This is a genomic window from Psychromicrobium silvestre, assembly GCF_013408295.1.
GTDB lineage: Bacteria > Actinomycetota > Actinomycetes > Actinomycetales > Micrococcaceae > Renibacterium > Renibacterium silvestre.
This window is the reverse complement of sequence record NZ_JACBYQ010000001.1, coordinates 247,473-258,866: the sequence shown is the minus strand read 5'-3', so window position 1 is coordinate 258,866 and position 11,394 is coordinate 247,473. Positions and strand designations below refer to the sequence as shown.

10 protein-coding genes are annotated in these 11,394 nt (G+C 57.0%); 4 read left to right on the top strand and 6 right to left on the bottom strand.

The window, feature by feature from the left end:
* Window positions 1–24 precede the first annotated feature (24 nt).
* Window positions 25–1,608, bottom strand: a complete 1,584-nt coding sequence (locus FHU41_RS01240) for a cytochrome ubiquinol oxidase subunit I (protein WP_179387855.1) — start codon at window positions 1,606–1,608, stop codon at window positions 25–27.
* Between the two features lie 135 nt (window positions 1,609–1,743).
* On the opposite strand from FHU41_RS01240, the gene FHU41_RS01235 reads away from it, so the two are divergent.
* Both FHU41_RS01235 and FHU41_RS01230 read left to right on the top strand, forming a co-directional pair.
* Window positions 1,744–2,124 (top strand): BlaI/MecI/CopY family transcriptional regulator, encoded by a 381-nt coding sequence (locus FHU41_RS01235; RefSeq protein WP_179387854.1) that lies wholly within the window; start codon window positions 1,744–1,746, stop codon window positions 2,122–2,124.
* A gap of 11 nt (window positions 2,125–2,135) precedes the next feature.
* Window positions 2,136–3,110: a M48 family metalloprotease gene (locus tag FHU41_RS01230; RefSeq protein ID WP_179387853.1), complete on the top strand. Its 975-nt coding sequence runs from the start codon at window positions 2,136–2,138 to the stop codon at window positions 3,108–3,110.
* A gap of 66 nt (window positions 3,111–3,176) precedes the next feature.
* Here the strand turns inward: FHU41_RS01230 and FHU41_RS01225 are convergent, their stop codons facing one another.
* The gene (locus FHU41_RS01225) at window positions 3,177–5,297 is read right to left on the bottom strand and encodes a DNA gyrase subunit B (protein WP_179387852.1); all 2,121 of its coding nucleotides are present in this window, start codon (window positions 5,295–5,297) and stop codon (window positions 3,177–3,179) included.
* Window positions 5,298–5,506: 209 nt separating this feature from the next.
* On the opposite strand from FHU41_RS01225, the gene FHU41_RS01220 reads away from it, so the two are divergent.
* Window positions 5,507–5,731 carry a DUF7455 domain-containing protein gene (locus FHU41_RS01220; RefSeq protein WP_179387851.1) on the top strand — a complete coding sequence of 75 codons (225 nt, stop codon included), beginning with the start codon at window positions 5,507–5,509 and terminating at the stop codon, window positions 5,729–5,731.
* Window positions 5,732–5,942: 211 nt separating this feature from the next.
* Here FHU41_RS01220 and FHU41_RS01215 read toward each other — a convergent pair whose 3' ends face one another.
* Together FHU41_RS01215 and FHU41_RS01210 are read right to left on the bottom strand one after the other, a co-directional pair.
* The gene (locus FHU41_RS01215; RefSeq protein ID WP_343046213.1) at window positions 5,943–7,331 is read right to left on the bottom strand and encodes an RNA polymerase sigma factor; all 1,389 of its coding nucleotides are present in this window, start codon (window positions 7,329–7,331) and stop codon (window positions 5,943–5,945) included.
* A gap of 421 nt (window positions 7,332–7,752) precedes the next feature.
* Window positions 7,753–9,000: a DUF4192 domain-containing protein gene (locus FHU41_RS01210; protein ID WP_179387850.1), complete on the bottom strand. Its 1,248-nt coding sequence runs from the start codon at window positions 8,998–9,000 to the stop codon at window positions 7,753–7,755.
* Window positions 9,001–9,526: 526 nt separating this feature from the next.
* On the opposite strand from FHU41_RS01210, the gene FHU41_RS01205 reads away from it, so the two are divergent.
* A complete protein-coding gene (locus FHU41_RS01205; RefSeq protein ID WP_179387849.1) occupies window positions 9,527–9,712 on the top strand; it encodes a hypothetical protein in 186 nt (61 codons plus the stop codon).
* A 54-nt stretch (window positions 9,713–9,766) separates the two neighbouring features.
* Here FHU41_RS01205 and FHU41_RS01200 read toward each other — a convergent pair whose 3' ends face one another.
* Window positions 9,767–9,958, bottom strand: a complete 192-nt coding sequence (locus tag FHU41_RS01200; RefSeq protein ID WP_179387848.1) for a hypothetical protein — start codon at window positions 9,956–9,958, stop codon at window positions 9,767–9,769.
* Window positions 9,959–10,088: 130 nt separating this feature from the next.
* Window positions 10,089–10,448, bottom strand: coding sequence for a hypothetical protein (locus FHU41_RS01195; RefSeq protein WP_179387847.1), 360 nt, complete (start codon window positions 10,446–10,448; stop codon window positions 10,089–10,091).
* Between the last annotated feature and the right edge of the window lie 946 nt (window positions 10,449–11,394).

The window sequence follows — 11,394 nt, the reverse complement described above, 5'->3', positions numbered from 1 at the left end:
CGTTTTCCTTAGCTAGCCGGGCGGTCAGTAGGCGAAGGCGAGCACATCGTCGTCATCCTTCTTTGGCTTTTCGGGATCTTCCTGAGAGTCGTCCTTCGCCGCGAGTTCCGGCATCGCGGAGAGCACACCGCCGCGGATGTACTTGACCAGCAGCACCACCTCGACCACCAGCAATACCGCGTAAACCGTGGTGAAGGAGACCAGCGAGAAGATCAGTTCACCCGCACTGACCCCTGGCGAGACCGCTGCGGCGGTGAACATGAAGACCGGATCGATGCCGTCGAATTGTGGGTTGGGTGCCACCACGAAGGGTTGCCGACCCAGTTCGGTGAAGATCCAGCCCGCCGAATTGGCACCAAAGGGGGCCAGGATGCCGAAGACCGCGAGCCGCATCAGCCATTTCGAGGAGGGAACCGTGCCTTTCCTAGCCATGAAAAGGGCTACTAAAGCTGCCAGAGCGGCCAGCCCGCCGAAGCCGATCATCATTCGGAATCCCCAATAAGTCACCGCCATCACCGGAACGTATTGGATGGGTTGTCCGGCGCGGTCCCCATAGATTGGATTGTCCGGCAGAGTGGTGCCGTATTTTGCCTTGTATTCCGGGATCAGTGAGTTGACCCCTTTGACATCGGTGGTGAAGTCTCCGTGCGCTAGGAAGGAAAGTAAGCCCGGAATCTCGATCACCGCAACCACATCACCGCAGTTGGTGCTGCCCACGTCGCCGAAGGAAAGCACCGAGAAGCTGGTGCCGTTCTGGCAGGCAGCCTCGGCCGCTGCCATCTTCATCGGTTGCTGTTGGAACATCAGCTTGCCTTGCATATCACCGCTGATGGCTGTTCCGGCGAAGGCCAGCATGGCCACCACAGCACCGATCCGCAGGCCACGCAGCCAGACCTTGTGATCGGTCTTGTCCCGGCCCGGGTGCTGATCGGATTCGCCGACCACGACTTTTTTCTTCTCGTCAACGGTGTCAATGCCCAGTTGGCGACGCTTCCAGAGGTGGTACCAGGAGATGCCGAGCAGGAATCCGCCGGCCACCGCGAGCGCGCCGAAGAGGGTGTGGGGGAAGGCTACCAGGGCGGTGTTATTGGTGAAGACCGCCCAGGCATCGACCATCTGCGGGTGCCCGTTCACCATTTCCACGCCCACCGGATGCTGCATCCAGGAGTTCGCCACCAAGATGAAATAGGCGCTCACCACCGAACCCAGGACGGCGATCCACAGGCAGGCCAAATGGATCTTGGCGGGGAGTTTCTTCCAGCCGAAGATCCATAGACCCAAGAAGGTGGATTCCAGGAAGAAGGCCAGTAACGCTTCCATTGCCAGCGGTGCACCGAAAACGTCGCCAACAAAGCGGCTGTACTCGCTCCAGGCCAGGCCAAACTGGAACTCCTGGACGATGCCGGTAGCTACCCCCAGAATGAAGTTAATCAGGAACAATTTGCCCCAGAACTTGGTCATTCTGAGGTATTCGGCCTTGCCTGTGCGCAACCAGAGCGTTTGCAACAGGGCAACCACGAGGCCGAGTCCAATCGTCAGTGGGACCATCAAGAAGTGGTACACCGTGGTGATGCCGAATTGCCAGCGGGCGATATCTAAAGCTTCCATCACTCTCACTTTTCTACAGCTTGTAGAACTGTTCTTCTACAAAGTGTAGAACGGTTTCTACGGATTGTAGAATCCACCTGGAAAGCGCTATTGTAGAGGTGTTGGATAAATTGTTTTGCGGACAAGAGGATGGGCATGGCAACGCTTGGCGAACTGGAACGGTCGGTGATGGACCTGCTGTGGCAGCAGCCCGCACCACTCACCGCCAATGAACTGCGTGATCTGCTCTCTCGAATTTCAGTGACCACAGCAACCCAGGGCAAAGAACTCGCAGTCACCACGGTGCTGACCGTATTGTCCCGTTTGGAAAAGAAGGGCCTGGTCGAGCGCGAGCGCGATATCCGCCCACACCGCTACCAAGCCGTTACTAGCCGGGAAGAACACACCGCCGAGCTCATGCACGAAGTGCTCGGCTCAGCCCCGGACCGGGAAGCCGTGCTAGCTCGCTTCATCGGCTCGGTCTCCCCCGATGAAGCCAGCACCCTGCGCAAGCTCTTGGGCCGCAGCCAAGGCTAGACTCATGCTCCATGGGCACTGACACCCTCACCCTGACAGGTTGGGCACTCGCGGCACTCGCCGTGCTACTCGCCTGGCCCGCACCAGTCTTACTTTCCCATGCCCGGTGGCCACGCCGCTCCCCCGCCGCCGCGATGATCCTCTGGCAAGCCATTGGATTAGCCGGCGGACTTTCTATGATCGGTTCCATGCTCACCTGGGGGCTTGCTCCGTTAGGGGATAACATCCTCTCCGCGCTGGAACGTTTAGTGCGAATCGTCTTCTTCAACGCCCCGGTGGACGGCTTAGGGTTCTGGCACGTTTTCGCGCTCAGCGCCGCAGCCCTCCTCGGTGCCCATCTGGTGTTCACCCTGGTGCTGACTTATCTACGAATCAGACGACAACGCAGCCGACACCGCGAGCTACTGCTTTTGCTCTCCTCCCCTGCGGCCGAACCCGGAACTGTGGTGATTAGTCACTCCGCGCCGGTGGCCTATTGCTTACCGGGGGGAGCCCGCTCCGTGACGGTACTCTCGGACGGTCTGCTCGAACTGCTCAAACCGGAAGAGCTAAAAGCCGTACTCACCCACGAAAACACCCACCTGCTACAGCGCCATCATCTGTTGCTCTGGGCCTTCGCAGCCTGGAAGTCGGCGCTCCCCTGGCTACCGACGTCGAAATTGGCTCAGCGCTCCGTCAATGAATTGATCGAAATGCTGGCCGATGACGCGGCGCTGCGAGTGGTAGAAGAACCCGTGCTGATCCGTTCAATTGCCCTGGTCGGGGCGGGGACCGAAAAGGAATTTCACCACACGGAATTGGCCAACGTGGAGCTGGCCGAGCCAGCTAGCCCGGAAGATTCCTCCGAGCGCATCACCACGGCCAGGCTTGATCGACTGATCCATCCTCGCCCGCCGCTTTCAACCCTCGGGCGTAGCGCAGTGTTGGCCTTGTCATTGCTCTTGCTGGCTGCACCGACCGCGCTGCTGCTTGTCCCCGCTCTCTGAACCTCCGCCCGAACCGCTCGAGCCAAGCTCCTGTGAACCGCCGAGAACAGCTAGAAGACGAGAGGCTTAGGCGTCGATGCGCTCCGGATCCAGATCCGCAGCACCGGCGATAATGAACTCCTTGCGCGGAGCCACATCCGATCCCATCAATAATTCAAAGGTGGTCTCGGCCATCGCGGCGTTCTCCGCGGTTACTCGGCGCAGGGTGCGGTGCCGGGGGTCCATGGTGGTTTCGGCCAGTTGGTCGGCATCCATTTCACCCAAACCCTTGTAACGCTGAATCGGCTCCTTATAGCGCTTCCCGGACTTCTCCAGTTTCACCAATAAGTTCTTCAGCTCTTGTTCGGAGTAGGTGTAGATCAGCTCATTGGTTTTCTGACCGTGGTTCACTACCTCGACTCGATGCAGCGGTGGTACCGCGGCGAAGACTCGACCAGCATCGATCATCGGCCGCATGTAACGGAAGAACAGGGTGAGCAGCAGTGTGCGGATATGCGCGCCGTCGACGTCGGCGTCCGTCATCAGGATGACCTTGCCGTAGCGGGCGGCTTCCAGATCGAAGCTGCGGCCGGAGCCCGCTCCGACCACCTGGATCAGGGCTGCACATTCCGCGTTGGAGAGCATGTCCCCCACCGAGGCTTTCTGCACATTGAGGATCTTGCCTCTAATCGGCAGCAGAGCCTGGAAATCTGATGACCTGGCCAGTCGGGCGGTGCCGAGCGCGCTATCGCCCTCGACGATGAAGAGCTCGGTGCGCTCCACGTCATCGGAGCGGCAATCAGCAAGTTTAGCGGGCAACGAAGAGGTCTCTAGGGCGTTCTTTCGGCGCTGCGTCTCCTTGTGTACTCGAGCCGAAATACGCGATTTCATCTCGGAGACGACCTTCTCCAGCAGCAATGCCGACTGCGCTTTGTCATTGCGGTTGGAGGAATTCAGTTTCGCGGTGAGCTCTCGCTCCACCACCTTGGCCACGATAGCCCGCACCGCCGGGGTGCCAAGCACTTCTTTGGTCTGGCCCTCGAACTGCGGTTCAGCGAGCCGTACGGTGAGTACCGTGGTCAAGCCTGCCAGTACATCGTCTTTCTCAATCTTGTCGTTTCCGGCTTTGAGCTTGCGGGCGTTAGCTTCCACTACCTTGCGGAAGGTCTTGAGCAGGGCTTGCTCAAAGCCTTCCTGGTGCCTGCCGCCCTTGGGCGTGGCAATGATGTTCACGAAGGAGCGCATTGTGGTGTCGTAGCCGATCCCCCAGCGCAGCGCGATATCTACCTCGCAGTCCCGTTCCACCTCGGTGGAGGTCATATGCCCGTTCTCATCGAGCATCGGCACGGTCTCTTTGAAGGTGGAGCTGCCGTGTAAGCGCCAGATATCGGTCACCGGGGCATCGGCGGCCAGGAAATCGACGAACTCGGAGATGCCGCCGTCGTGATGGAAGATCTCCTCGTGCGGGCCGTTCTCACCGGGAGTCCCCGGCAAGCCGCGTTCGTCCCGGATCACCATTTTCAGCCCGGGGACCAGGAAGGAAGTCTGCCGGGCTCTGGCTGCCAGGTCTTCGTAGGAAAATTTTGCATCTTGGGTGAAGATCTGCCGGTCCGCCCAGTAACGGGTCCGGGTGCCGGTCACGCCACGCTTGGTGCTGCCAACCACCTCGAGAACTGACTTGGACACAAAAGGTTCGAAGACCGCCGTCGGGCTCGGGCTCTTTCCGGTGTCCTTGAAGGTTCCCGGCTCACCGCGCCGGAAGCACATCTGGTAAGTCTTGCCGCCACGATCCACCTGAACGTCCAAGCGGGCCGAGAGCGCGTTCACCACCGAGGCTCCCACACCGTGCAGGCCACCGGAGGCGGCGTAGGAGGAGCCGCCGAACTTGCCGCCTGCGTGCAATTTGGTCATCACGACTTCGAGCCCGCTCAAGCCGGTTTTCGGTTCGATATCGACCGGAATGCCGCGGCCGTCATCGTGCACCTCGACCGAGTTATCCTTGTGCAAAATGACTGTGATGTTCTGACCGAAGCCGGAAAGCGCCTCGTCAACGGAGTTATCGATAATCTCCCAGAGGCAGTGCATCAAGCCGCGCGAATCGGTGGAGCCGATGTACATACCGGGTCGCTTACGAACCGCTTCCAAGCCCTCCAAGACAGAGAGGTGCCGTGCGGTGTATTGGGAGCTTCCGGAATTCTGCTGTACCACTGCTCAAGGCTATCTTGAAGCTGGACGACGGCGTCGCAGCCATGCCGTAGCGCGCTCGGCTAGCGCTCGGCTTGGGTATCGGAGGGGATCCCAAGGTTATGGAATTGCAATACGCGCAGAGCGAAAGAAAGCTCCACTTGGGACGGTTTTGGGCTGGATAATGGTTGTATGGATATATAGCACCGCACGAAGATACGAAGGAGGACATCATGACAACTGCAACCGTAAGTCGTGAACTCAATGCCCTGGACCGATGCGACCGTTGTGGCGCGCAGGCTTATGTCCGAGTTGTCTTGGAAGCCTCCGGTGGCGAATTGCTCTTCTGCGGACATCATGCCCGCGCCGTAGAAGCAACGCTCAAGCCACTCTCTTCGGAATGGCACGATGAGACTTCCAGACTGCTGGAAAAGGATCCGGTTCTGCTGGACGACTGAATTTCCTGAGCTACTGAATCCCGAGCATAAAAGGAGGGCCTCCCGTGGGAGGCCCTCCTTTTGTCTTAACTCTTCTGTCTCATCTGGTCTGTCTCATCTGGATTTAGCTGCCGCTGGCGTGAGCTTAGCTGCCATTTCGGCAGCCAAGCTCACGCCATTCTTCGAGACACTGGTCCTTAGAACCGGCTCTTAGGCGCTATCAGCAAAGGGCTTAGTCCAGGTAGTCGCGCAGCACTTGCGAACGCGAAGGATGGCGCAATTTGGACATGGTCTTCGACTCGATCTGCCGGATCCGCTCCCGGGTAACCCCGTAGACCTTTCCGATTTCGTCTAAAGTCTTTGGCTGTCCGTCGGTCAGTCCGAAACGCATGGCCACCACGCCGGCTTCCCTTTCGGAAAGCGTGTCTAGAACCGAATGTAGTTGTTCCTGCAGCAAGGTGAAGCTCACTGCATCTGCGGGCACCACTGCCTCGGAGTCTTCGATCAGATCGCCAAACTCAGAGTCACCATCCTCGCCCAGCGGCGTGTGCAAGGAGATCGGCTCGCGGCCGTACTTCTGCACCTCGACGACCTTTTCAGGGGTCATGTCGAGTTCCAAGGCCAGCTCTTCCGGCGTGGGCTCACGGCCCAGGTCCTGGAGCATCTGGCGCTGCACCCGAGCCAGCTTATTGATCACTTCGACCATATGCACTGGGATACGGATGGTACGAGCTTGGTCCGCCATGGCACGAGTGATGGCCTGACGAATCCACCAGGTTGCGTAGGTGGAGAACTTGAAGCCCTTGGTGTAGTCGAACTTCTCCACGGCGCGGATCAAGCCCAGGTTGCCTTCTTGGATCAAGTCCAGGAAAAGCATGCCGCGGCCGGTGTAGCGCTTGGCTAGGGAGACCACGAGGCGGAGGTTCGCTTCAAGTAGGTGGTTCTTGGCGCGCTTGCCATCATGGATCACCCATTGGTATTCGCGCTTGAGCTTGTCCGGAATTTTCCCGTCGTCTGCGGCGAGCTTCTCTTCGGCGTACAGTCCCGCTTCGATCCGCAGTGCCAGGTCGACTTCTTGCTCCGCGTTAAGCAGCGCAACTTTACCGATCTGCTTGAGATAGTCCTTTACCGGGTCTGCGGTAGCTCCCGCGGACATAACCTGCTGGACCGGGGCATCGTCGTCATCGGCATCCGAGTAGACGAAGCCGGAGCCAGTGGTCTCTTCAACCTCCGCTGTGGCTTCGGCCACTTCGCCCAGGCTTGCCTCGGCACTCTCCTCGGAGTCTTCCGCGTCCTCGGCTACCTCGGTATCGTCAGACTTCTCGGCGTCCTCGCTCACAGCCTCTGCTTTGGGCTTACGTCCACGAGTGGCCTTCGGCGCTGCGGTTTCCGCCGGAGCAGCCTTTTTGGCCGCTGCAGTGGCGGCGCGCTTTTGGGTAGCGGTCAACTTCTCCTCGACGGGCTGGGCAGCCACATCCTTGAGTGCCTCCGACTTCTTGGCGGCGGAGGAGGTCTTGGCCTTACTGGTGCTGCTTGAGCGAGCGTTGCTCTGCTTTGCGGCAGGTTCTTCCGCGGTAGTAGTCACGGTGGCGGTGCTGGCCTTACGTGCAGTTGGAGACACTGATTACCTTTCCTTGCTGCTCTCTGTGATGCCACCTGCGCGTAACACCACTATGACCCTGTCAAGTCCGTGATCGATTTAAATCCGCGATCACAGCTGAAGGGTCCATAGTAGTAACTACTCTGAAGGGCAGCTTGTTCCCAGAATTCTCAAAGAAATCTGAAAACGCCGTCCAATACCGTTCAGCAAGGATGCGAATCATTCACGGACCCAACCGGGTCGTCCTAATAGTGTCTCACGGAATTCCCGCCGTCCGGGAATCCGCTGAGGACGATCACCACGTGTCCTAGCCGCTGCGCTGGACTGGTGCGTCTAGTACTGGTGCGTCTAGTACTGGTGCGTTTAGTGCTGGTGCGTTAGTCGGCGCCCTCAACTAGTTCGGTCTCGTTCTTCTCAGTTACGTTCTCGATTACTGCGGTTCTCAGCTGCATTCTGGGCTACTTCGGTTCTGCGCCCAAGGGCAACGCAATCCGGAGGCGAGCATATCGCCGAGCAGTTCCGCTAGCCGATACCCCGGCAATGCGATCTCCGCCTCCTTGAGGAAAGCGCCGGCAGTGCTTCCGCGACCTTTGCACCATTCGAGCCAAGCAAGAAGGCTGAGTGCCGCTGCCTTGGCCCGAAGCAGATCTTTCCGCGGCAGACCACTCGGTGCATTCACTCCAATCAGGGTCATCAGTAAAGTCTTGAACCTGTCGAGCCGCTTCCAGTCGGGGGAAAAATCGGGATCGCCAAGGATCAGGCTGGCAGCATCAACTGACCGGCTGCGATATTCGGTCTCATCCGACAGCCCAATTTGCCCTGTTGCCCCGGTCAACGCGAGCATCAGGACCGCATCCCGGAGGAGGATGTTGTGCAGAGCTGCGAGTAACGTTCCAAGTTGCTCCGTGCTCTGCTGCTCGGCGAGCTGAACTTTCTTGCTCTGCTGCTCTGTCTCGGTCAGAAGAGCCGCCCACCAGGACTCTAAAGCCGCGTCGAAAGCTTTATCGCCTGGCTGGATATTGCGCAGCCTAGGCAGCGCCTCGCGGAATCCTCTCAGTAGATCCTGCTGTCTTTGCTCCGATAGTTCAGCAGGCTGTACCGCGGTCGAAAGATCAGGACAATACATACTCCCCCGATAGATCAGCTCGATACTGAGCTGACTCTCACGTATTTCAGTCAGGGGCCGACCCACGAAGGAGCAACACACCCCATCCCGGCACAGGTAGTTTCGCCAGCTTGTTTGGCCGATCCACCAAGCTTCCCGGACGGACATCCCAGCAATATCCAGCTCCCCCAGCAGGCAAGTCATTAACCGGTCATAGCCAGGGTCTTCGCCGTCCCGCCAGTCAAGTCCGGTAAACAACGCCAACACAACCCCATCCACCGCAATCGCCTCAGAACCAGGCACACTCGAGGTGAGACAAGCCACCAACTGGCTCGCATAATGCAGGCACTCCTCTTCGGAACCGTGCCGATCCGGCAAATCCAGCCGCAAACTCGCACCCGCCTGCTTACCCTTCAACCCCAAAACCATCAGCGAGCACTCCGGCCAATAACCCAAAGCATGTGGCAAGTACCCCAGCAGATCCTCAGGACTATTAATCGACAAAGTCCCAACACCCCGCCCAGAACTACCCGTAGCCGGATCTCCCGACCCCGCAGAAAACAATGACGACTTTTCCTCTTCCATCACCCCAGCCTGCAAGAACCCTCACCACTGCAAAAGAGCCACCACCCCCAATGTGAGGAAACCCGACAAAACCAGCACCTGTGCAGGACCAGTCACGGAAAACTCCGCATCACCGCAAGGCTCAACCAGTGTTGAGAGCTGACACTAGCAATTGACCATCATCACGACTGACCCCAGCCCCGAAATCGCTAATCGAACAATTGCTGTACTGTCTGTAGATTTCAGACCAAATTACGCAGGTACATATGGCAAGGAAAACGATCCGTATAGGAGATTTCTAGGTGAAGCAGTGAAGCGCGGTCTTCATGGGGCGGCAATGATCCTGTTCAATCGCAAGGAACACGGTGAGACCTCGGCGAACTTCGATGTGGTAGCCATAACCACCTAGCACGTAACGCCGCCAAGGTTGATCAGATCATTCTTGATGATTTCCTCTATGAGCTTGCCACGGTCCGCGAGTTAGGCGCTAAGAAAACTCGGCTAGGGCTGGAGCATCAAGAGTGGATAGTCGAGGCGATTACAGAGCGTGACTCTCCTGACGGAAGCGGTGCACGCTGGGCAGACCCCAACTTTCGCTGTACGTACAGCAGGGGTAGCCGGTGGATTCGGCTTTGCCGATATTTACATCAATATCGACGGATCGCTTGTCTACCTCTCGGGTAGAGCCAACCCGAGCTTCGTTAACATCAATCTGAGTTTCCCGCTCACTTAAAAATTAGTCCGACAGCCCCTAGCTGTCGGAGTACTCTAACAGTCTACACATCCACTATTGCTGAGAAGTTTTTCGCTTCATGGTGTTGATCCACCACACCATGAGCGGGTAGCCAACTACGACAATTGCAGCAATTACCAGCAGTTGTCCTAGCCCAAAAGGACCACCTAGAAAGAGGTAGATTCCTAGTGCTACTAGAAAAGTGATTGGCATAGCTACCCAGTCAATAGGACGTAGCTTCTTCATGCGATCAACTCCTTGCTATAGACAACAGCGGTGCCGTTAGAGTTACCCCAACTGAGGTAACGATAGCGCATGTGAAGCTGTTGGAGGCACACCAATTCTGAACAGCCTGGTACCCCCTAGCAACATTGTCCTACACAGTCCCGTTGCCACCATTGATCCTCAACACCACTTGCCAATCCTTCAGTAAAGCGCAGGTTCCTGCTGTAGTACAGTCGCGGGGATTCTTATTCGCCCAGTCCTGAACAGTTGCTCCAAGGATGCACTGAGCATAGTTGCCGTCTGCTGTGCTTCCTGAAGGTGGGCTAGCCACTGCGACGGTTCCGAAGAGGACACTTACAGACAGAACCAACCCGATAATTAGTTTCTTAATTCCACTCACTTGAACACTCCTTTGGTTCTTAATTGTTTCATCTAGTTGGCAAACTAACCGCTTCCTTAAGAACATCAATCCAACCTTGAAGGAATCTGAAATATTAATAAAAGAGGTCATAACGGTAGATTAAAGGTTTGAATGATTCAGCATATATGAGGTCATTCTTAAATTATGAAGTGGACCCAACCATCCCTGAGAATGATTGGGTCCACCGAATTTCTAGATCAGATTACTTCTTCTTGGTCTGCGCCAGAGCGCTCCCCGCAACAGCCTTAGACCGCGCGCTAGACCTTCCATCCCGAAGGATGCTGCTTGCCTTGCGTGCGATTACCTGACTCGTCTGCTTCGAATTTGCCATTTTTGTTACCACTTTCAGATAGAAAATTGTTGGAAGACCTAACCGGCTCCGAGCGCAAGCTCAGCTAGGCCGTTACTTCTAACAACTGCTACCCGCTAGAGGCGGACAGGACGAATTCGGATGGTCCGACGAATGCGGATACGAATCCTCATTATCGGGTCTCCCTTCTGTTAGGGGTAGACCTTCCGATCCGTCACCGAGACGGTGTGCCTAATTGACACTCCGACAGCCTCACTCGTAGGCTGAGACTTGTAATCAACACAAATCAAACGGTTCGAGACTGTTTCATGTTCCTTTAAACATGAGGCGGTCTGCCTGTTTTGAAGGGTCAAGCGTTCGAGCGCTTGGCCCTTCGTGCTTAAGTCTACATATAGTGTCCGACACTTTCTCCTACCCCCACATGATGTATTACATTCATGTAATTTTTCCCCAAGTAGTCCACAGCTATCGGTTCGACTGAGCCGCGAACTTCCGCCACTTTTGATCTAGATATCCACAAGCTGTGGAGTACTTACGCACTTAGATTTTTGGGCGTGTCGTCGGCGTGGCAAATCTGTTTTTCCCAAAATTGCGCAATAGTACCCCCAGCAAGTGCCGTGCTTAGATGTGGTCATGGACGCAGAGACTTTGAGGCTACTTATCTCGGTTGGGATTACTGGTGTAGTCGACTTGGGCGGTACCGGGAACGCTACTCTGCCAGTAGCA